Raw genomic sequence first — 21,775 nt, forward strand, 5'->3', positions numbered from 1 at the left:
TTTGGTATATATTGGGATAATAAAAACAAAAGAGAGATCATACTCAACAATTATAAAATAATAGGCGAAGCATCAAACCATAACAATCCTGAGCAACTTGCCAAAGAAGCCCTTCTCTCTTATAGTGATTATTTATATGAACTCTTAATATTGTTTATAAACAAAAAAAAATTTAATATAAATTTTCTTAACTTAGAACGGCTTGATGAAGCCCTATCATTAAAAAGGGGGGTAATAGTGAGCACAGCGCATATAGGCAACTGGGATGTTGGAAGCCTATTTATATACAATAACAAAAGATTGAAAGTCGTTGCCAATCTTGATTTCCCTCTTGCGGGTAATTTAATAAAACTAATACGTTCAAGAATCGGTTTTGACGTAATTCCTGCAAAGAATGGCGTTAAAGAAATAATACGCTCACTTAAAGAAAATCAAATTTTATGCATGCTAAGCGATATATCAATAAACCATCCATCTGACTACGTAAATTTTTTAAATCACAAAATTGCTTTTCCAAAAGCAGCTTTTCAAATTGCAACCTCAAGACAATGTCCAATTTTACCAGTATTTATAATTAGAAAAGCAACATTTAACTTCGATTGTCACATAGAAGAATGCATTAAACCAAAAAAAGACTACAAAGCAGCAATGCAAGAATGGGCATATTCTTTTGAAAAATACGTAAAAGTTTATCCGCAACAATGGTATATTTTTTTACCAATAGAGGTAAAAAATGGATAGAAAACTTATCAAGGCCGATCTGCATATACACAGCAACTTTAGCGATGGAATAGCTTCACCAGAAGAGATTGTTAAATATGCAGCACAAAATACCGATCTAAAAATAATCGCCATAACCGATCACGACAACATAAAGGGTTCTCTTAAGGCAGCCGAATTAGGTGACAAATACGGGTTAATTGTGGTTCCAGGAGTTGAGGTAACTACTCTTCAAGGACATGTAATATGCCTGTTTATAGAGAAACACATTAGAAAGTTTACCAGTCTTTACAAAACAATAGAAATAACGTATGAATCGGGAGGAATAATAGTACTGCCCCATCCGATGAGCCCGTTAACTTATAGTATTCCTCTTCATTGCATTAAGAAAATATTTAAAAGGGAGCACTTCCCAAAACCTGATGCAATAGAAATCATAAATCCAACACTAGCAGGAAGAGTTATCAGACAAAAGGTCTTAGAGCTAAATAAAATCTTAAATTTAGCAGAAGTTGCTGGAACTGATTCTCATACACTAGACACAATAGGAAGTGCATACACTTTATTCCCAGAGAATACAAAAACACTTGAAGACGTAAAGAGAGCTATTATAAACAGACAGACAAGGGCATATGGAGATTTTTGGAGCATAAAAGAACATCTTAGAATTGCTAAAACAAGACTAAATTCAGATATTAAAAGTTTTGCACAAAAAATAAGTGAGAAGCTAATAAATGGATATAGATAAGAGAAAATTAATAAAACCAATTATTTACCCAATAGCAAAACTACTATCAAAAATGAACATCTCTCCAAACTCTATCACGATTTTTTGCACTGTATTCACCTTCTTTTCCTCATTATCTATTATATTTCTTCCAAATATTTTGAGCGCTTTACTTTTATTAATTGCAGTTTCATTTGATTCAATAGATGGGTTAGTCGCAAGAATTTCTGGAAAGATAACCAAATTTGGTGGTTTTTTAGATTCCACTCTTGACAGGCTTTCAGAAGGTTTTATTTTTACTTTTATAGCTATATACGGAATAATTAATAATAGTAACCTGATTATAATTTTCTCTTTTTTATCAATGATTTTTTCCTTTATGATTTCTTATTCAAAAGCAAGATCAGAATGTGATAATGTTCCTATTAAGGGGGGGCTTATGCAAAGACCAGAAAGACTCTTATTGTTAATTATTGCTCTTGCATCAGGCTATTTGTTAGTAGGACTTATAATACTTACACTATTATCAATATTTACAACTTTTCAAAGGATTTTAATAGCCCTCAAAGGATATAAGGGGAATTGAGATGTTATGTCCTGCAAAGAAAAGGCTAAAAATCTTTTATGTAGTTTTATTTTTATACTTATAAATATAATTGCATATCCCATCTCACTTTTTATGAGATTAATCCACAAAAAGGGGGTTTATCTAGCAAAATTAAGATTTAAGAACCTTTTTCAAAATTTAAGTGAAAAGGAAATAAACCGTTTAGTAAGCCAAAATTTTTATAACTATTCTGTTTATTATCTTGAAATAATTTTATTGCCAATCTTAATTAAACTTGTTAAATATTTTATTAATGACTATGATTTATCTTACTTAAAACTAAAGGAACATTTCAAAAAAGCAAATGGCAAAGGTATAATTGTAATTACTGCACACTTTGGAAACTGGGATTTGGGCTCATATATAATTGCTTCGATAGGAAAGGAATGTAATAAACAGGTTTTTACTGTAGTTGAACCAATAAAACCCAAATGGTTGTTTATTTTTTTTAAAAAGATTAGAGAGAAAGCTGGATTAAACGTAATTCCACTAGATGAATTTACCGGAGTAAAATTACTAAAAGAATTAAAAAATGGCAACATAATGGCATTAGTAGTGGATAGAAATTTAACAAAGCATGGCAAAAAAACTTTATTTTTCGGTAGAGAATGCATCTTCAATGACGGACCTTCATTTTTAATAAAAAAAGCCAAACCTTTACTTTTTGTAGCAAGTTTGTATAGAACAAATAAAAAATATGACATATATTTCAAAGAAATAAACTATAAAAGCGAAAGTTCAATAGAAGAAATTACAAATTTATTAATAAAAAATATAGAAGAACTGGTAAAAAAAAGCCCAACACAATGGTTTATTTTTCAGCCGAACTGGATTGGAGATGATTTTCAATGAAAGTAGCCTTAGTCAGCCCATATTCCTTCTCTTTTAAAGGTGGAGTTAACAGCCATCTGTTTTTCCTACAAAAATATTTAGAAAAATATGATATAGAAGCACACATAATTGCTCCTGCAGAACCAGGAAAACCACTTGCCTATAATGTTGAACATTCTAAATTTCACACTGTAGGTCGATCATTCCCATTTATGACAAATGGTTCAATAGCAAGACTTGCTCCTACACCAGGAGCAATCGGTAAAATACTTTTGTTAAAAGAAAACTTTGATTTATGGCATGTTCACGAACCCTTCGCCCCTGGCCCATCTCTTTTTTCTATATTTACTATAAATAAGCCTATTGTAGGTACCTTTCACGCTTATTCTGACATACCATTTCCATTCGAATGGTTCAAACCGATTTCAAAAAGATTTTCTGACAAAATAAACATTAAAATCGCAGTTTCTGAAGCATCAATGCACTTTGCAGAACAATATATTTCTGGTGAATTTAAGATTATACCTAACGGAGTTAATATTGAAATATTTGCACCTTTAGAAAAATATCAACAACCTACAATACTTTTTGTAGGCCGACTTGAAAAAAGAAAAGGACTTGACGTAATATTAAGAGCATGGAATAAAATTTTTCAAAAATTCCCAAATGCTCAACTTAGGATTGCTGGATACTCAACAGAAAAAAGAATTAATAAATTTCAAGACCTTGATGGTATTGTGTTTCTAGGGGAATTAAGCGAAGAAAATCTGGCAAAAGAGTATGCTAGAGCCTGGATATTCTGTTCACCAGCATTAGGCGGAGAAAGCTTTGGAATGACTATTTTAGAAGCTCTTTCATGTGGCACAGCAGTAATAGCATCAAATATCACAGGTTACAGAAGCCTATTAAAAAATGGACAATACGGTTTATTGGTTGAACCAAACGATTCGAATGACCTTGCAAGTAAAATATGCTATCTAATTAAAAATATAGACGCAAGGAAAGAATTAGAGAGAAAAGCACGACCCTATGCAATTAACTTTGCATGGGAAAAAATCACAAGTGCAGTTGTTGAGCTTTATAAAGAGGCAATAGCGAATTTCAAAACTAAGTTATAGCTACAGTTTCTATTATTGGTTCCTTTTCTCTAATCTTTACAACAAGAACAGGTCTAACTGAATAAGTAAAAACTTTATCAGATACAGATCCTAAAAAGAAATTGCTTATACCAGAACTTCCTCTATTGCCGACTACAATTAAATCAACATCTTCTCTATCAGCAACATCTAATATCTTTGATGCAGGGCTACCTTTTTCTACTACTTTTTCAAGTTTAATGCCCTCAATATCTATATTCTCAAATGATTTTTCAAATATATCATTTGCCTTTTTTTCAATACTTAGATCAAATTCTTCATCATTTAATAAATAATTCTCTCTTGAAAAGAGCCTTTCTACATAAACTGCTATAATCTTAGCTTCATTTTCTTTTCTAGCTATTTTTACTGCCCACAAAGCTGCTTCTCTAGAATACTTAGAACCATCGACAGCTACTAGAATTTTCATAAATAGCCTCCTTCATTCATCTAAGAGCACCAGATAAATCAGTAACCCTATAATTCTTGCTTTTAAAATACTTTATCATCTCTGAAAGAATTATTGGAGTCGTTTTACTGCCAATATGAAGTAAAATAATACTTCCATCTACCAAGTTATTATATATTCTATTTTTTTCCATTTCAACAGTCATATTATCTTCCCAATCAAGAGAATCAATAGTCCAATATACTGTTTCATAACCTAGAGATTTTAATACTCCCCTTACCCTATCATTTCTAGCTCCATAAGGCGGCCTAAACCAAGGTCTTGGATCTTGACCTGTAGTTTTAATAATTATGTCTTGAGCCCTAAGAATATCTTCCTTAATTGCTTCATTAGACATTTTTGTCATATCATTATGTGCATAAGAGTGGTTTCCAACTTCAAAACCGTATTCTGTAATTTTTCTGACTAAACTTGGATACTTTTCGCAAAAGGGACCAGTAAGAAAAAAGGTTGCTCTAACTTTATTTTCAGAAAGAATGTTTAAGATGTCTGGCAATCTACTACCATCGGCACCAGCATCAAAAGTCAAAACTACAGTTTTACCTTTGGCTCTGTCAATTTCGTAGTTTGAGCTATATTTTTTTAATATCTCATCATTTTTTCTTTCGCTGTTTCTTTCTTGAGGATTAGTTTTAAAAACTTGGTTTTCATTTTGATTTTTTGAAACATTTTCTTTAACAGTTTCATCTTTGTTTTTAAACTTTGTTTCATCCTGCATCCTATTACCAAAATAAAATATTAGCAAGCCAAAAATTAATAAGAGGACAAAAGAATATCTTTTTAACACTAGCTATTTTTTACAATATGAGGTGTAAGTAAAAATATTATTTCTGTCCTATTTTTCAAATTATAATCATATCTAAACATTGGCCCAAGAATAGGCATATTGCCTAACCCCGGAATAGATATTGTTTCTTTTCTTTCTTCGTCACTTATAAGGCCACCAATATAAAAAGTTTGTCCATCCTTTACCCTTGCAGTAACATCAGCCTCTCTTATAGTCGTAGTAAATGGCTGATTAATCTGAAGTTGAGAAATATTACCGTTAAATGCAGAAACAGAAGGAGTAACATGAATAGTAATTTCGTTATTCTCACCAATAAAGGGTGTAATTTTCAAGAGAACTCCTACGTCGTACTCATTCGTGGTATAAGTTACATTACCGCCTGTTGCTGAAGACACCTGTGGAATATATAGTTTATCACCAGCAAAAACATATGAATCCTGTCCATCTAAAGCAAGAATTCTTGGATCTGAAAGTATTTTTCCATTGCTTTTATCCAACTGTGCATATAGGGAAGCAGTAATGTTTGAAATTGTGCCCGTAAAAACAGTAGACTTACTTTTCGAAGTTCCATAAGTTCTTGTACCAGTAACAGTTCCAGAAAACTGAATATTATTTGGCCAATTTATACCAAGCTCTTTAATTCCCTGGTTATCAAGTTCAATCACCATCACTTGAACTTCAATTTGTTTAAGAGGTTTATCAAGATTTTGTAACAATTCTTCTGCAATTTTTTGTTTATCCTCTGGCGCTATAACAGTAATTGTATTAGTCCTGTCATCATAAAGGACCTTTCCAGAGCTATTACTCGAACTACTTGTTGATGTTGACTCTCCACCACCACCAGAAGATGAGGCAATCTTTGTTGATGAAAAGGTTGCTCCAATACCTTCTGCTATCAATTTTGCAACATCAACTCCTTGTCTCATGGTAGTCACTTTATTTATAGTTAGTCCTGATGCACCCCCACCGGTAGTACCGCCCGAAGTCGCTGAAGTAGAAGTTTCAATAACAGTTTTATTTCCTACATTATATAGTTTATAAACCCTGATCACACCAAAATTACTCAGATCCTTATCAGTTCCCACTACAAGAACGTTGCCAACTTTTTGCATCGAGAAGTTATTAATTTTCGTAACGAGCTTAATTGCATCATCTACGCTTATATCTTTAAGATCAACGGTAACTGAGCCTTTAACAGAATCAGCTGCAACTAGATTATATCCACCCAACCTCGCCAACGTCGCCAAAACGTCCCTTATATCTGCACCCTTAAAAGCCATATATGAGATCATTGGAGAATTATTAGTCTGAAAGTTGTAAGCACTCTCATTTTGTGTATTTTCAATCTTTGACTTTAACTCAGAAGGATTGTAACCCTTTGGATAAAGTCCAGAATCTAAATCGTTTTCATTAGAAGAACTCGAAGCGCTTTGGTTAGAAGATTTATTCTCAGTACCTTTATTTTCTGAAGTTTTAGTTTGCTCAGATTTTGATATCTCTTTTGATTGAAACTTCAATTCCAAAACATTATCTGCAGTCTTTTGGAAATTTACGCTAGTATCAGGATCCCTAAGATAAGCATAAAGCTCAACTCCTTCTGGAACAATGTAATAGGAAAGATAATCTATTTTTGAGAGATTTGCAAAAAATTTTTGTCCTGGTTTAAGTGAAAGACCTACGTTTTTAAAGGTAAATTTTATGCAATCTGGATAATTAAGTCTTTCCTCTTTAACGCTATTGAGATCTATAGAACCATTAAAAGTAAGGGTTAATTCGTCATAAGTATCTTGATTGTTCGTTCCTATATTAACAAGCATAACTTTATCATCTGCATACGACAAATTTGTAAATATAAAAGATAAAAATAAAAAAACTATAAAAAAACAGGAACTTAAAAACCATTTCATAAGACTCACCTCACATATTTTATAGTTGATAGATTCTTGTTTGGCCAGAAGAAGTTAAAACAACACTATTAAGGTATATATTTTCGACCCTTATGTTTCCCAATATAATATCACCGCGCTTAACAGTATATGTTTGCTGTCCATTTTCTATAACTGCCATCATTTTGTCTCCTACTCTTAACACTCCTACCAACTTTAGAGTAGGTGGAAAAGGACTTGCTTTAATCATAGGCAAATTAATGCTAGAACCAGATGAACCTTGAACTTTATTTGTATTGCTTTCCGAGCTAATAAGAGGAATAAAAGGATCAGATCTACCTATCGGCACGTTTGGTTTTTGGAGAGTTTCAGGGTTAAAAATATTACTCGAAGTCACGACGTTTTCTTTTTTAACTTCAGAAGGCTGAATAGCATTAGTAGAAACTTTTGGTTTATTTGCATTTAATTGAAATATTTGAGGATAAAGGTTAATTCCTACAGCTATTATCAGAATTAAAACAAGAACTCCCAATATAATTTTCATTCTCTTTTCTTTATCCATATTCGTTCTCCCTATTTAGGCTTTGACATATCGTAAAACCCGTCTAAAGTCATATCAAGTCTCAAAGTTTTATCCTTCTCTGAGTATCCAACTACTTGGAAGTTATCCAACGTAAGTATTTTAGGAAATGTACTTAAACTTTGCATAAATTTTTTCATTGCCTCATATCCATGAAAATCTACCTTAAGCGCAAACTTTATAGTCTTAATATTAAGAATTTTTTCAGCATTTAAGTAAGGATTAGTATTTGATAACGGTTGTGCTACATTACCAGCTGTAGGTTGATTAGCCGGCTGCATAACCGTCTTACTAAAAGCTTCGCCGCTATTTGCTGGTTGTTTATTATTTTGTTGAACGTTAGGAGTTTCGGATATTCCTTCTGGTTTAAATTCCACAAGAGTACCTCCTGACGCCTCTATTAAATTCGATAAATCCACAAACATCTTGGGCATATCGTTCTGAACTATAAATCTTGATCTAATTTTATCAATCTCAGAACTAGCCTCATTAAAATCCCTTCTTAAAGCGGCTAGAGCAATAGATTTATTTTTATACTCATTTAACTGAGCTAGTTTAGTATCAAAAGTTGATTTCTGTACCAAAAATTGTTGGATCTGAGGAAATATAAAAAACATGCCAAAAAAGACAATAAGCAAAAGTGAGAGCGTAAAGGAAAGCAATTTTTTCTCTCTATAGCTTAAATTTTTAAAGTAATTTAATATAAAGCTTTTCATCTTAAAACCTCAAAATCAAAAATAAAATTGAAGACATCACCTGAGTTCTCTTTGCCCTTATTAGATACTCTTATAATTTCATCTAATCTTGGATTAGAGAGTATTTTTGATTTTGAAATTAAATAGTAAAAATACGGCGGCGAGGTAGAGCTAAGTGAAGAACCATTTAAAGTGTAATGCGAACCATTTATTTTTAACGAGGTAATCCAGGTATCAGCAGGTATATTAGATCTTAGATCTTCTAACACATCAATGTCCACCTTTGATCTTTGGTCTATCCCCTGCAAAATTCTGTTAGCTTCTTGTAATTCATTTTTCTTCTTTAAAAGAACGTCATAATTTAAAGCATCCGGCATTAACATCGTAATTTGGTTGTTTACGTTAGTTATCTTAGCTGAAATATAAAAATTTAAAGCGAAAGATACGCCTGTCAAAACTAGCATAAAAAAAAGAACAATAACAGGAACTAGAAAAATCAAATTTTGGTTAAACTCGCTGCCCTTTTCTACAAATTCCTCTGGCAGTAAATTTATTACATATCTTAAATAGACGTTATCTTTCATTTCTCATCCCTAACCCCACTGAAATACCAGAATAAATAAGAGCATTTTCATCAAATTTTCCCTTCAGTAATTTATTTGGAATAATTTTTGCCTCTCCAAAGGAAATACCAATTTTTTCTTTTATATTATTAAACAAAGACTTATCATTCTCACTTCTTCCAACAAAGCTTAATTTGCTAATTTCTTTATTAACCTTATCAGAAAGGTAAAAGTTAATTGTTCTCTCAATCTCAGATAGAAGTAAATCCAAACTCCCGCTCTCATTTTTCACGAGATTATCATAAGGAATTAGAATAAAACGCTGATATACAGGAAATCCCTCATCAAGAATTAAAATATTAACTCCCTCAAAAAATATTTTCATAATCATTTGTATTCCGGAAAGAAGCTGTTCTCCAAGCGCTCTTGCAAGAGCTAAAATTGAAATGTCAATTTTACTGAGGTTTAAATTAGCCCTATTAAAGGAGTCTATATATGGGTCAACAATCCTTCTAGGAATAGCAACCAAGAGAGCATCAACAAAACTGTCATTTCCTATACTTATATCCCGTAAAAAGCAGCTATCAAGATATGCCTCTTCTGGTGGTATCGGCAAATATCTATCAGCTTCAGATCTTACTACAAGAGGAACTTCCTCAGCAGGCAACATAGGAAGTCTAACATTCTTTAGAATAACTTGAGTACCGTGTAATCCTAATACAAAATCAACATTTTTCAAACCTCCAAATTGTTGCTCGAGTAGAGAAGAAAATGATTTTACGCTTTCAATATTTGAATCTTTGGTGTAAGGTTGCGGCAATATAACTTCTTGATAATCCTTTAAAAGAAAGGAAGATTTGCGATTTTCAACCTGAGAAAATCTTAATATATTGCCATCTATCTCTATGCCACAATATATCTTTTTCTTTCTAAATAAAAACAACTCTTCCTCCACCCAAAAAAAGTTTATAATATTGTATTTATTATACTTTATATACAGTATACTTCAATACAGATTTTGTCAATAGTAAGCATATTCTAAAATTTATCCCCCCCACATTTTTCTTTTCTTAAGTTTGCATTGAATTATAGCTAATCATCTTATTTACAGAACTTACAAATGCTTTCGCAGACGCTACAAGAATATCGGTATCCGAACCTCTACCAATAAAAACTCTCTTATCTGAATCTTGAACTCTAACCGTAACCTCTCCTAATGCATCAGTTCCGCCTGTGATAGCTTTAATGTTAAAGTCAACTAAATTGAGCTTTAAATTTACTATTTTTTCAATTGTCTTATAAATTGCATCTACTGAGCCATTGCCTATACCTGAATCTATCAACCTTTCTCCAGAATTCTTCTCCAAAACTACAGTAGCTGTAGGATAGGAGTTAGTGCCTGAAAAGACACTAACATAATCAACCCTATAAAATTCTTCACCCTGAAAAATGATATCACTTATAAGAGTAATTAGATCCATATCGTGAATTTGTTGTTTCTTGTCAGCCATTTCTTTAAAAGCTATAAATGCCTTGTTAAGATCACTCGAAGATAGTCTAAATCCTAAATCTTCAATCCTTTTTCTAAAGGCATGTCTGCCTGAATGTTTACCAAGTACCATTTGTGAACCGGTAAGTCCTATCAGTTCTGAGTCAAGTATCTCATATGTCCTTTTATCCTTTAAAACTCCATCTTGATGTATACCTGACTCGTGTGCAAAGGCGTTTGCACCAACAATAGCCTTATTCGCCTGTACATTCATGCCAGTCAATGAAGATACAAGCCTACTAGTTCTATAAATTTCCTGAGTATTTATTCCAGTGTAACTTTGGTAAAAATTTTTCCTAACAAATAGTGCCATTACTATCTCTTCTAAAGCTGCATTTCCAGCTCTTTCTCCAATCCCATTAATTGTACACTCTACCTGAGTAGCCCCTGCTTCAATAGAAGCCAAAGAATTAGCAACAGCAAGACCAAGATCATTGTGGCAGTGAACAGAGAGATCTACCTTTTCTATTCCTACTACGTTTTCCTTTAAATAACGAATGATATCAGCCATTTCACTTGGTGTGGCATATCCAACAGTATCAGGTATATTTATTGTTTTTGCACCTGCCTCTATAGCTACACTAACACACTGGGCAAGAAATTCAAGGTCGCTTCTAGAAGCATCTTCTGCAGAGAACTCTACGTCTGAGCATAGAGAGCTAGCATATTTTACAGATTCTCTTATTTTAGATAAAGCAACCTCACGCGAAATCTGAAGTTTCTTTTCAAGATGCAAATCGGACGTAGCCAAAAAAGTATGAATTCTTGGCTTTTCACTCTCCTTTATTGCATCCCAAGCTTTGTCTATATCTTCCTTTTTCGCCCTTGCAAGGGCTGCGATTATTGGTCCCTTTACCTCCCTCGCAATCTGTTGTACGGCTCTAAAATCACCCTCAGAAGCAATAGGAAATCCAGCTTCAATACAATCGACGTTAAGCCTAGCCAATTGTTTTGCAATTTCACACTTTTCTTCACTATTTAGACTTACACCAGGAGATTGTTCCCCATCACGGAGAGTTGTATCAAAAATTTTAATTCTTTTCAAGATACTCACTCCTTAGTATTCAACTTTTGGCAACCAAGACATCATTGCTCTAATTTTCTTTCCTACTTCTTCGATTTTGTGTTCCCTTGCCTTTTTTCTAAGTGCATTGAGCACAGGCTGACCTGCAGCATTTTCCAAAATCCAGTCTTTAGCAAATACCCCACTTTGAATATCGTTTAAAACTTTTTTCATGTTCTCTTTAACCTCAGGACCTACTACTCGTGGTCCTACAGTTAGGTCACCATATTCCGCTGTATTTGAAATTGAATGCCTCATCCATCCAAATCCGCCTTCGTAAATCAAATCAACTATAAGTTTCATTTCGTGTAAGACTTCAAAATACGCAAGTTCAGGCTGATATCCCGCCTCACAAAGAGTCTCAAACCCAGCTTTTATCAAAGAAGTAAGACCACCACATAAAACGGCTTGTTCACCAAATAAATCAGTTTCGGTTTCTTCTTTAAAAGTTGTATTCAAAACTCCAGCCCTAGTACCACCAATTCCCTTGGCGTAAGCAAGCGCCATATCAAAAGCATTCCCGCTTGCATCTTGATAAATAGCATACAAACATGGAACACCTTTCCCCTCCTCAAACTGTCTTCTAACAAGATGTCCAGGCCCCTTCGGCGCTACCATAAAAACATCTACATCAGCAGGTGGAATAATTTGATTAAAGTGGATGTTAAAACCATGAGCAAAAACTAAAGCTTTACCAGCCTTGAGATAGGGTTTTACTTCGTTTGCATATATCTTTGACTGAAGTTCATCAGGAATCAAAAACACTATAATATCGGCATCTTGTGTTGCTTGAGACACAGTTGTCACTTTTAGGCCAGAATTAATAGCCTTCTGAGCGCTCTTTGAATCGGGTTTTAAAGCTACTATAACGTCAAGACCACTATCTTTAAGATTTAAAGCATGAGCATGCCCTTGACTCCCAAAACCCAAAATAGCAATTCTCTTGTCTTTTAAGAATTTTAAATCCGCATCTTGATCATAATACACTTTAACCATTCCTATAACCTCCCATTATTTTTGTAAAAATTTAAATTACCCTCTTTTCATAGCAACTCTACCACTAAACAAAACTTCTATAATTCCATACGGTTTAAGCAAATTAAGACAAGCATAAACCTTCTCTTCATCCCCTGTTACTTCAACCGTTAAAGTATCCCTAGAAAGATCCACTACGCGGGCTCTAAAAATATTTATTATTTGCAGAATTTCAGATCGTACTGGCCCACTTGCCTTTGTTTTTATAAGAACTAGCTGCCTTTCAACAATATTTTCTTGCGAATAATCAAACACCTTAATCACATCAATAAGTTTGTGAAGTTGCTTCGCTATCTGTTCAACAACCTTGTCGTCGCCTTCAACTAGTATTGTCATTCGTGAATAGCCTTCATTCTCCATAGGAGCTACAGTTAAAGACTCAATATTGTAACCGCGCCTAGCAAATAATCCAGCAACTCTTGCAAGAACACCTGCTTTGTTAATAACTACCAAACTAAGAGTGTGTCTCATTTGCTTTCCCTCCCAAAAATCATCTTTGTTATATCAACACCTGGAGGAACCATTGGAAAGACGTTCTCCTCCCTCTCTACCCAAACATCTAATAAGTAGGGACCAGAAGAAGAGAGACATTCTTCAATTGCTTCCTTTAGTTCAGTATTTTTTTTCACAGTTCTTCCTGGAATGCTATAAGCCTCAGCAACTTTTACAAAATCTGGGTTTCCAGATATTAGATCTGTTTCAGCATATCTCTTCTCGAAAAACAAATCTTGCCACTGACGAACCATTCCTAAATAACCGTTATTAACAATGATTATCTTCACCGGCAATTTGTAAGAGTTTAAAACAGCCAACTCTTGAATAGTCATCTGAAATCCACCATCTCCAGCAATACAAACCACTAGCTGATTTGGCTTTGCAACCTGGGCACCTATGGAAGCTGGAAGTCCAAATCCCATAGTTCCAAGACCACCTGAAGAAATAAATGTCCTTGGATCAAATCTTCTGAGATACAAGGCTGCAAACATCTGATGCTGGCCAACATCGGTTACAACAATACCGTTTGTATCCAAAATCTGACTAAAAATATAAAAAAACTCTTGCGGATAAATACCATCGTGAGCTTTAGGTGGTTTATATTCAAGGCAAAACTCTTTTTTCCATTCTTCAATATGTTTCATCCACTCGTTCTTTGGTTGCATTTGCTCAAGTTCTTTATTTAATTGTGCTAAAACATTCTTGCTTAACCCCACTATAGGAATTAATGCCGGAACATTTTTCCCAATTTCAGCTGGATCAACGTCAATATGAATCACCTTTGCGTGTGGTGCAAACGAAGCAAGATGGCCAGTGACTCTATCGTCAAATCGTGCTCCAACTGCAATGATCAAATCAGATTCCATTAGTGCCTTATTAGCGCAGGGCAAACCGTGCATACCAGGCATCCCAAGATGATAAACAGAATCAGGATGCAAGACACCCTTGCCATGCAATGTATGAGCTACAGGAATATGAGTTTTTTCAACAAATTCCTTAATCTCATCAACGCAATCCCTTGCTCCACCACCAACTAAAAGTACTGGTCTTTTTGATTTTTGTATAACTTTAACTGCTTTCTTAATCTGTAAAGGATGTCCTTCGGTCGTTGGTTTATAGCCAGGAATGTTAATAGGTTTATTAAAATTAAACTCATTTTCATTCATTAAAATATCTCTTGGAAGATCGATAAGTACTGGTCCAGGCCTTCCTGTAGACGCAATATAAAAAGCTTCTTTAAAAATAGTAGGTATTTCTTGTTGATTTTTAACAATATAGCTATGCTTTACAATAGGCAAAGTTATACCAAATATATCGGTTTCCTGAAACGCATCGGTACCCATAACGCTTGTCGGCACTTGACCAGTTAACGCAATAATAGGAATCGAGTCCATATAAGCATTTGCTATTCCCGTTACAAGATTTGTCGCTCCAGGCCCTGAAGTGGCAATACACACTCCAACTTCACCTGAAGCTCTCGCATAACCATCTGCAGCGTGGGCTGCCCCTTGTTCATGCCTCATCATATAATGTTTAAAAACTGGATTTTTGTAAAGTTCATCATAAAGACCCATTATTGCCCCACCAGTAATGCCAAATGCATTTTTAACGCCTTGTGACTCAAGAACCTTTAAGATTGCAGCAGTTCCTCTCATTTTCATATAAAATCCCTCCTTCCAAGATTGTTTAAAAAAAAACCCTCACATCACGAGGACGGAGGGAAATTCCGCGGTACCACCACGATTAACCATCCAAATGGATGGTTCACTCAAAGCATTAACGCAGCCTCACGTTTCTGATTACTTACTTTCACCAGAAAAGCTCCCAGGCGAGTTCGAAAGCGCCCTTTACCGAATCGCACCAACCTTCGGCTCTCTTAAAAAGTTAAGCTTTCTACTACTCCTGTTCTTAGCCTTTAACTGTATTAGGTTTTCAATATATTAATTCTATATATGATAAACCTTAAATTTAAATTGTCAAACTTTTCTAAAATTAAAAAGCTTAACCTCCAAAAATATTTTTAAATATTTTTCCAAAAAATCCACCTTTATTCCTTTTTGGACTTAATCCAGGCAAAAAACTTTCTAGTTTATTTTTTGAGTCAATGTTTCCCAAATCCTTTGACCTCTCATACCAATATTTTGCCATTTTATCGTCTTGAGATGTGCCTCTACCATATTCGTACATCCAACCCAGCCTGTACATTGCATCGGCATTACCTTTTTCTGAAGCTTCTCTAAAGTATTTAAAGGCCATTTTATCGTCTTGAGATGTGCCTTGACCGTGAAGATACATAAGTCCAAGATGATACATTGCATCGGCGTTACCTTTTTCTGAAGCCTTTTTAAAACACCTAAAGGCAATATCAAAATTTCTTACTACGCCAAAACCCAAAAAGTATTTCGAACCAAGTTCATGAAGCAATGTTGCGTCTTCTTGACCTTCTATATCTAAAATATCAATATTAGTTAAATCTCCTAGAACTGTAATATTATCTTTGTTTAAATTCAATCTTTCTTCATTTGAGCTTAAACTTTCTACTCTTTGCAATATATCCTTTGAGATGTCTTCCTTTGTTAAAAGACTACTATTCTCTATTTCATAGATCATTGACAGAAGTTCATCCATCGACCTGATCCTATTGTTTACGTTAACCTCTAATCCCTTAGAAATAATTTTAGCAATTTTAGGACTAATTCCAGATAAATCCAACTCTTTTAAAGTTTGCAATCTATCAGGAGCTGGTGGTGGAGGAAAACCCTTAATTAAAGTATAAAAGTTAGCACAAAGAGAATAAACATCTGTATAAGGCCCTCTTCTTACTCTTTGACCATATTGTTCTAAAGGAGCAAATCCCGGAGTAACTATTCTGTCATAATTACCAGTCTTTTCTGCAATAAATTGTCTGGCCGATCCAAAGTCTATAATTACGATCCTTCCTTCTTTTGTCAATATCAAATTGTCAGGTTTAATATCTTGGTGCAACAATCCAGCATCATGGACTACCTTTAAAGCTTGAGCAACCTGTTTTATATAATTTAAAGCTTCATCTTCCGACACCTTTCCTACCCTATTAATAAGCAACGATAAAGGCTCCCCATCTAGAAATTCCATTACAAGATATGCAGTATTGTTTTCTTCAAAAAAATCAAGAACTCTTACAATTCCTGGATGATTTAGTTTCGCAAGGATTCTTCCCTCATTTAAAAATTCGCCAATGCTTTCAGACGCCTCGCCCTCAAAAATCACTACACTACCCTGTCGCGTAGCACCCAAAGCAAATAATTCCTTTATAGCAACTTTCGTATCCAGCAGGGTCTGAATAGCAGAATAAGTAAAAGAAAAACCACCTTGTATTATTACGTCTTCAATCACATATTTGCCACTTTGAAGAACTGTACCAGAAGCCAATGACATTATTGAAAGAGTTCTTGTTCCAGAAAAAGTCTTCTCATTTATAGTTGTCCCACAAACTGGGCAAACCTTTACTTCTTCCGATATAGGTCCGTACCCACAAACTCTACAAAAGATCATAACCTCTCCTTAAATTTTTATTAAAATTCTTTGTAAATAGCTAATGCAGTAGCATTATCAGGCGCCCCTCTTTTCAAAACAATAGAGATCAGGTCGTTAACCAAATCATCTGGTCTATTCGTCAAAGAACTTGCTATAGAATATAGCTCATCGTCAGCTAATTCACCCCATACTCCATCAGTTACAATCAAAATAAGGTCTCCTTTAACCAGTTGAATTGAATGCTTTCCAAATTTTTGAAACAAACCATCAATATAATTCTCTTGTCTTTCAAATAAAGATCCCATAGACCTTAAAAGTTTATTTTTATCAGGACTATTTAAAGCCTCTTCTCTTGTCATAATTCCACCCAAAATTAATGTTTCTACAAGCGAGTGATCATTTGTCAATCTCTCAAGCCTTTTGTCCTTATATAGATAAATTCTCGTATCTCCAACGTGAGCCATAAAAAGTTTGTTGTCATAAATGAAAACTCCACTGAAAGTGCAACCACCACTTTTTCCGTTCAAACTATTTAAAACTGCTTTATTTGCCTTCCATGCAAGCTCGATCGTTTGATTTGAGATATACTCGTCATCATCGATTAATTCGAATCCTTCAGTTAAAAATGCGTCCACAGCTGCTTTACTAGCAATTTCTCCCGCTTCCATTCCACCCATACCATCAGCAACACACGCCTTTAATACGTTATGTTTCCCAAAATGGTTATAAAAATACATCTGGGCATATCCATAAGAATCCTCATTAATTGACCTTGAAACATTCAAACCTATTGTAGAAGCTGAACCAATACTATATTTACAACGATTCATTTCAGTTGTAGAGCAAATTTGATTTAACATATTAAGAGCGTCATTTAGTGACAGTTTCTCTTTGCTGCCTGGAAGAGCAAATGACAAAAATTGAGGAATTCCTGGTATATCATAACGTGAAATAATTTTGATATCAAAACCGTTTTTTATAGACATACCACTTAATAATTCATACAAAAGAGAACCTAATAATTTAATTCCATAATCTTCAATATCGTTATTTTGATTTGTAAATTCAAAATCTAGGAGGTTATAGCTCACAATGGGTGGAATTTTTGAAAATTTTAATCCATCTTTCGTTTTAATTATATCGTCAGTGTTAATCTCTTTAAAAGTGAATCCCTCTTTTTTTAAAAAAATAAAGGATTCACAAATATCCCTTATAAAAAATAAGGATTGCTCAGGAAGTAAAGGCAAATTAACTTTCATATCTGAATAAAACTTGCAGATTATATTATTTTCAAAACAATCAATTACTTCAGGAAAAATATTCGTATTTTTTAGTAACTTTTCATAAAGATTAGTCTTATCTCCATTATAGAGAAGAAAAAATTTAGAATCATATTCACATTTGTTCCAACCATCCCCAAAAACCTCAATTACTTTAAAATAATTTACTATTTTCCTGAAATCTAAATTCTTAAAGTATTCATCGTCCATACAACTTCTCCAAATTTTTAGCCAAATTATCTACCTGTCGCCTTTCTTATATCATCATCTGTAGGTACGTCTTCTTTTGAATGATCCAACAATTGGGTCTTTGTTCCAATTTTAAGCGTCTTAGCTATATTTGAACCTATATACTTTTTAACTCTTATCTCTTCAATTGCTTTATCTATTAAAGCCGTTAAATCATCATTTCTCAACTTTATAGTAAGACTTCTTGCTAAAGCCAAAATTTTTTCAGCCTCTTCAGGGGATTTGAGAGCATGGTTAATTGCTTGATTCACAATCTTTTCAATATTTCTTTGTTGAACCCAATCCATAACCTCTTGATCAGTTTGAACAGCTAACAGTTGATCCTTTGTAAATTCAATACTAATTTCCATTGGATCAACCTTTTCTCTTGTATTGCTATTTGAAATTTGGTAAAACATTTCGATCCTTGCTACCTCTACCTTCGAAACCGGCATAGAAGGGACATCAAATTCTAAAAGGTAAACGTTTTTTCTTCTCGCTTCCAAATTTCCCAACAAATATGGCTGTGATTCGGTCATAATTTCATATTGAACAGGAAAAATTTTCGTTATTCTTTCAAGAGAAAAACCTTCTTTTAACTCTATTAACAGTTCAAGGTTCGTAATTACCTCCTGAGTTACGTGACCCAACTCATTCAAAAAAACATAAGGCAATTTACTAACGCTAATACCATTTGAATACATAGAATTAGTCTCATTATCACAAAGGTGAAGTGGCTTGCCTAAAGTTCTATCAGAAATCCTGCACAGAAGGTCTTCATTCCATTCATCTCCAACTCCAACAGAAATTACTGAGATATTAGAAAAGACAAGCTCATCTAAAATCTTTTCAACTAAATCCATATCAAATACGTTCCCATCAGTCAAAACGACCATCTTTTTTATACCATTTTTTTCCTTAAGGAGTTCTAAAGCAAGCTGCATTCCTGTACCAAGATTTGTACCAACCGTCCCCGTCTTAATTAGTTCAAAGGATGAAAAAATTTTATCTCTTTCCTTTGCCTCAGTAAATGGTAGGACTACCCTTGCTTCATCATCGAAAGTTACAATACTTATCTCGTCTTCATCTTTTAAAATATTAGATTCGAATATCTTTTTTAAAGACTCAATGACGATTTCGATCTTCGATTTATCGTTTACCGTTTCTTTCATTGAGCCAGAGGTATCAAGTACAAAGGAAATAAAAAGCTTCCCACGTTCTTCAAAAATTTTTTCTGCTTCAATGCTGAGCAAAACAAAAAGCTTCTGTCCAGCAGTTTCTGCTAACAACCTCTTCCTATGAGTCTTCAGATTTACCTTTAGCACTCTACCTTCTCCTTAAATCATCTTCTATATTTTAAACTTTCTAATCTCGTCTTCAAGTTCGTTTGACTTTATTTTAATATCATTTGATATCTCATCCAGTTTACCAGCTTCCTTTAGTTGTTGAACAGCCTTTTCTGAAATATTATTTGTTGAATAGACGGTTTCTTTCGAAATCTCAGCTAAATTTTCAATTGCTCTTTGAACATCTAAAGATGCCTTATTAAGATCGTGTATATTAGAAAGATCCTCTTCTGCTAAAGCTGCAAGATTGCTTAAACTTATTTCAATGTTCTTGATATCCTTTGAAGACACTATCTCTAAGGCCTCATTTTTAATACTTTCAAATTTCTGATACAAACTACTAATATTATTCTTTAAAACTTCGACAGCATTCTCAATTTCAGAAAAGTAATTCTTGACATCCTCACTATTTACGACTTTTTTGTCGAGATTAGGGTCAAAATTACCAAATTTAAAAAAGTTATCAGCCAGATTACTAGAAGTTTCATTTGAAATATACAAAAGTTTTTCAGATAAGCCCTTTATCTCTTCTACAATTGTATTAAAGACCTTTCCTTGATCGCCCAATTTTGAAATCTCAATTACAGCATTATTAGACCATAGTTGGATTTGGTTTGCAAGCGTTTGAATAGGAATTAAAGAGATCTTTATCTTTTCAGAGATTCCTTTTATTGTCTGAGAGAAACTATCTATATTAGACATCATATCTACAACTTCTTTTACAACAACCTTTTTTTCAAAAATACCTTTTTCTATATCTTTAATTTTAGCATCTACTTGGAACAAAATATCACTTAAGTCTTTGAGTCTGGCAGTAAAATCTTCTATACTCTTTGCTATTTTATTAACATTTTGAGCAATACTAGAAGCAGCAACTGCTTGTTCCTCTACACCTTTAGAAATACCCTGGATACTCTTTATGAGCACATCTTTATCTTCATTTAATTTAGAAGAAATATCTGATAAGCTTTCAGCACCCTTAGTATTTATTTCAGATAAATCTGAAACCTCTTTTGAATAGGTTGTAAGAGAAGAAGAAACCACTATAAGCTCGTTTGAGACGTTAGTTAAATCTTTAATCGCGTAATTAATCTTTCCAATGACGTTAATAAAATTCGACCTTATTGATTCTACAGCCCTAACAACAACTCCCAATTCATCGTTAAAGACTGGGTTTAATGGCTGACTTAAATCTCCAGATGCAACTCTTTTAATGTCTCTAACTAATAGTCCAATCGGCCTCATAAAGAAAAACTCCATCGATAACAACAGTAAAATTATTCCTATTATGATAGCGACAATATTTAGGACAACTTGCATTATAGTAAATCTTTTTAACATATTATTATAAAACGACGTATCTTTTGCTATAAAATACATTCCAATGACATTTCCATTAACATCTTTCAAAGGATAATAATAAGCAAAATAAGGTTTTCCAAATAAAATTTCCTTTGCAAAACTAAACAGTTCTGATATATTCTGAGGTTTTCCGTAACTAACTGGTCTCCCCTCATACAAAACAGGATTGTAAATAGACGGATTAAAAAATCTACTAAAGGAAGATAATTCATTGGATTTGATAGATGAAGAAACTATTTTATCTCCTTCAAAAAAGGCTACTTCTACTCCCAAATTATTCATAATCTGATTTACAATATCTTTAGTACCAGCAATCTTAAAGCCTGTTGAAATAGCTCCAATAATTTTTCCTCTTTCGTCCCTAACTGGTGCTCCAGATCTAACTGATAAACCAGCAGCATGCCCCTTTGCAATACCAGACTCAACTTTACCGTTTAAAGCACTAGCAACTTCCGGCAAATCAGATAAATTATCGCCCTTAAGATTAGAATTAGCGCTTCTGGCCAAAACAATGCCATTTGAATCTGTAATAGTTATGTATGAGCCAGGATAAAGTTGGGAAAATTTCTCAATAAATGATGATAGTAAAGCAAAATCTTTATTTTTTATAGCATTAATCAGTTCGTGTTCATCAGAGAGAATTAAAGCAATTCTTTTTGAATCAGCAATTTTTGAGTCAAGAAAGAAATTAAGACCTTTAGAAGCACTAGTTATATCGTTAAATAGAATCTCATTACTAAAATTATAAATTTGAACTAATCCACCACCCGATAAAAGCAAACCAAAAACAAAGAAACTAAAGAGAACCATTATGCCCATCTTTTTACGAAGGGCAGCATTTAAGAAAATACGTAAAAGCCTCATATTACCCCCTAGCTTAATTATATATTTTGACTATAA

General features: G+C 33.6%; 20 protein-coding genes and 1 other annotated feature. Of the genes, 5 read left to right on the forward strand and 15 right to left on the reverse strand.

What is annotated here, in order from left to right; translation table 11 throughout:
* The first annotated feature begins 6 nt into the window (after positions 1-6).
* Genes ACWIUX_RS05250 through ACWIUX_RS05270 form a run of 5 tightly spaced genes read left to right on the forward strand, consistent with a single transcriptional unit; the run spans position 7 to position 4,003 of the window.
* Entirely contained in the window at positions 7-741 is a 735-nt protein-coding gene (locus ACWIUX_RS05250) for a lysophospholipid acyltransferase family protein (RefSeq protein WP_448589745.1), read from the forward strand.
* Positions 734-1,468, forward strand: coding sequence for a PHP domain-containing protein (locus ACWIUX_RS05255; RefSeq protein WP_448589677.1), 735 nt, complete (start codon positions 734-736; stop codon positions 1,466-1,468). The genes ACWIUX_RS05250 and ACWIUX_RS05255 overlap by 8 nt, the downstream gene beginning before the upstream one ends.
* Positions 1,455-2,033, forward strand: a complete 579-nt coding sequence (locus ACWIUX_RS05260; RefSeq protein ID WP_448589678.1) for a CDP-alcohol phosphatidyltransferase family protein — start codon at positions 1,455-1,457, stop codon at positions 2,031-2,033. Before ACWIUX_RS05255 ends, ACWIUX_RS05260 begins: the two co-directional genes overlap by 14 nt.
* A 6-nt stretch (positions 2,034-2,039) precedes the next feature.
* Positions 2,040-2,906, forward strand: coding sequence for a lysophospholipid acyltransferase family protein (locus ACWIUX_RS05265; RefSeq protein ID WP_448589679.1), 867 nt, complete (start codon positions 2,040-2,042; stop codon positions 2,904-2,906).
* On the forward strand, positions 2,903-4,003 hold the full coding sequence (locus ACWIUX_RS05270) for a glycosyltransferase family 4 protein (protein ID WP_448589680.1): 1,101 nt from the start codon (positions 2,903-2,905) through the stop codon (positions 4,001-4,003). Before ACWIUX_RS05265 ends, ACWIUX_RS05270 begins: the two co-directional genes overlap by 4 nt.
* Here the strand turns inward: ACWIUX_RS05270 and ACWIUX_RS05275 are convergent.
* From ACWIUX_RS05275 to ACWIUX_RS05345, 15 genes are all read right to left on the reverse strand, one after another.
* Complete coding sequence (locus ACWIUX_RS05275; RefSeq protein ID WP_448589681.1) at positions 3,993-4,451, reverse strand: universal stress protein; 459 nt, start codon at positions 4,449-4,451, stop codon at positions 3,993-3,995. The two genes, ACWIUX_RS05270 and ACWIUX_RS05275, sit on opposite strands and share 11 nt — an antisense overlap.
* Before the next feature lie 16 nt (positions 4,452-4,467).
* Positions 4,468-5,208 (reverse strand): polysaccharide deacetylase family protein, encoded by a 741-nt coding sequence (locus ACWIUX_RS05280; RefSeq protein ID WP_448589682.1) that lies wholly within the window; start codon positions 5,206-5,208, stop codon positions 4,468-4,470.
* 68 nt (positions 5,209-5,276) lie between these two features.
* Complete coding sequence (locus ACWIUX_RS05285) at positions 5,277-7,184, reverse strand: type II secretion system protein GspD (protein WP_448589683.1); 1,908 nt, start codon at positions 7,182-7,184, stop codon at positions 5,277-5,279.
* Positions 7,185-7,203: 19 nt separating this feature from the next.
* Positions 7,204-7,725 carry a hypothetical protein gene (locus tag ACWIUX_RS05290; protein ID WP_448589684.1) on the reverse strand — a complete coding sequence of 174 codons (522 nt, stop codon included), beginning with the start codon at positions 7,723-7,725 and terminating at the stop codon, positions 7,204-7,206.
* An 11-nt stretch (positions 7,726-7,736) separates the two neighbouring features.
* Entirely contained in the window at positions 7,737-8,459 is a 723-nt protein-coding gene (locus ACWIUX_RS05295) for a hypothetical protein (protein WP_448589685.1), read from the reverse strand.
* Positions 8,456-9,022, reverse strand: coding sequence for a PilN domain-containing protein (locus ACWIUX_RS05300; protein ID WP_448589686.1), 567 nt, complete (start codon positions 9,020-9,022; stop codon positions 8,456-8,458). The genes ACWIUX_RS05295 and ACWIUX_RS05300 overlap by 4 nt, the downstream gene beginning before the upstream one ends.
* Complete coding sequence (gene pilM / locus ACWIUX_RS05305; RefSeq protein ID WP_448589687.1) at positions 9,012-9,944, reverse strand: type IV pilus biogenesis protein PilM; 933 nt, start codon at positions 9,942-9,944, stop codon at positions 9,012-9,014. The genes ACWIUX_RS05300 and pilM overlap by 11 nt, the downstream gene beginning before the upstream one ends.
* A 127-nt stretch (positions 9,945-10,071) precedes the next feature.
* Entirely contained in the window at positions 10,072-11,595 is a 1,524-nt protein-coding gene (locus ACWIUX_RS05310) for a 2-isopropylmalate synthase (protein WP_448589688.1), read from the reverse strand.
* Positions 11,596-11,607: 12 nt separating this feature from the next.
* The gene (gene ilvC, locus ACWIUX_RS05315) at positions 11,608-12,609 is read right to left on the reverse strand and encodes a ketol-acid reductoisomerase (protein WP_448589689.1); all 1,002 of its coding nucleotides are present in this window, start codon (positions 12,607-12,609) and stop codon (positions 11,608-11,610) included.
* Between the two features lie 36 nt (positions 12,610-12,645).
* The gene (gene ilvN / locus ACWIUX_RS05320; RefSeq protein ID WP_448589690.1) at positions 12,646-13,119 is read right to left on the reverse strand and encodes an acetolactate synthase small subunit; all 474 of its coding nucleotides are present in this window, start codon (positions 13,117-13,119) and stop codon (positions 12,646-12,648) included.
* Complete coding sequence (ilvB, locus tag ACWIUX_RS05325) at positions 13,116-14,804, reverse strand: biosynthetic-type acetolactate synthase large subunit (RefSeq protein ID WP_448589691.1); 1,689 nt, start codon at positions 14,802-14,804, stop codon at positions 13,116-13,118. Before ilvB ends, ilvN begins: the two co-directional genes overlap by 4 nt.
* 45 nt (positions 14,805-14,849) lie before the next feature.
* Positions 14,850-15,062, reverse strand: a binding site (T-box leader).
* An 82-nt stretch (positions 15,063-15,144) separates the two neighbouring features.
* On the reverse strand, positions 15,145-16,677 hold the full coding sequence (locus ACWIUX_RS05330; RefSeq protein WP_448589692.1) for a protein kinase domain-containing protein: 1,533 nt from the start codon (positions 16,675-16,677) through the stop codon (positions 15,145-15,147).
* Between the two features lie 20 nt (positions 16,678-16,697).
* Positions 16,698-18,149 (reverse strand): PP2C family protein-serine/threonine phosphatase, encoded by a 1,452-nt coding sequence (locus tag ACWIUX_RS05335; protein ID WP_448589693.1) that lies wholly within the window; start codon positions 18,147-18,149, stop codon positions 16,698-16,700.
* Positions 18,150-18,175: 26 nt separating this feature from the next.
* Positions 18,176-19,492: a VWA domain-containing protein gene (locus ACWIUX_RS05340; RefSeq protein ID WP_448589694.1), complete on the reverse strand. Its 1,317-nt coding sequence runs from the start codon at positions 19,490-19,492 to the stop codon at positions 18,176-18,178.
* Between the two features lie 24 nt (positions 19,493-19,516).
* Positions 19,517-21,739, reverse strand: a complete 2,223-nt coding sequence (locus ACWIUX_RS05345) for a cache domain-containing protein (RefSeq protein WP_448589695.1) — start codon at positions 21,737-21,739, stop codon at positions 19,517-19,519.
* Positions 21,740-21,775: the final 36 nt, after the last annotated feature.

It is taken from the genome of Thermodesulfobium sp. (assembly GCF_053498235.1).

Bases quoted from the DNA above. Each gene is read 5' to 3' on its own strand.
- ACWIUX_RS05280 (WP_448589682.1), bottom strand. From the start codon at position 5,208: ATGCAGGATGAAACAAAGTTTAAAAACAAAGATGAAACTGTTAAAGAA.
- ACWIUX_RS05265 (WP_448589679.1), top strand. From the start codon at position 2,040: ATGTCCTGCAAAGAAAAGGCTAAAAATCTTTTATGTAGTTTTATTTTT.
- ACWIUX_RS05330 (WP_448589692.1), bottom strand. From the start codon at position 16,677: ATGATCTTTTGTAGAGTTTGTGGGTACGGACCTATATCGGAAGAAGTA.
- ACWIUX_RS05345 (WP_448589695.1), bottom strand. From the start codon at position 21,739: ATGAGGCTTTTACGTATTTTCTTAAATGCTGCCCTTCGTAAAAAGATG.
- ilvB (WP_448589691.1), bottom strand. From the start codon at position 14,804: ATGAAAATGAGAGGAACTGCTGCAATCTTAAAGGTTCTTGAGTCACAA.
- ilvN (WP_448589690.1), bottom strand. From the start codon at position 13,119: ATGAGACACACTCTTAGTTTGGTAGTTATTAACAAAGCAGGTGTTCTT.
- ACWIUX_RS05255 (WP_448589677.1), top strand. From the start codon at position 734: ATGGATAGAAAACTTATCAAGGCCGATCTGCATATACACAGCAACTTT.
- ACWIUX_RS05335 (WP_448589693.1), bottom strand. From the start codon at position 18,149: ATGGACGATGAATACTTTAAGAATTTAGATTTCAGGAAAATAGTAAAT.
- ilvC (WP_448589689.1), bottom strand. From the start codon at position 12,609: ATGGTTAAAGTGTATTATGATCAAGATGCGGATTTAAAATTCTTAAAA.
- ACWIUX_RS05295 (WP_448589685.1), bottom strand. From the start codon at position 8,459: ATGAAAAGCTTTATATTAAATTACTTTAAAAATTTAAGCTATAGAGAG.
- ACWIUX_RS05260 (WP_448589678.1), top strand. From the start codon at position 1,455: ATGGATATAGATAAGAGAAAATTAATAAAACCAATTATTTACCCAATA.
- ACWIUX_RS05285 (WP_448589683.1), bottom strand. From the start codon at position 7,184: ATGAAATGGTTTTTAAGTTCCTGTTTTTTTATAGTTTTTTTATTTTTA.
- ACWIUX_RS05270 (WP_448589680.1), top strand. From the start codon at position 2,903: ATGAAAGTAGCCTTAGTCAGCCCATATTCCTTCTCTTTTAAAGGTGGA.
- ACWIUX_RS05300 (WP_448589686.1), bottom strand. From the start codon at position 9,022: ATGAAAGATAACGTCTATTTAAGATATGTAATAAATTTACTGCCAGAG.
- ACWIUX_RS05275 (WP_448589681.1), bottom strand. From the start codon at position 4,451: ATGAAAATTCTAGTAGCTGTCGATGGTTCTAAGTATTCTAGAGAAGCA.
- ACWIUX_RS05290 (WP_448589684.1), bottom strand. From the start codon at position 7,725: ATGGATAAAGAAAAGAGAATGAAAATTATATTGGGAGTTCTTGTTTTA.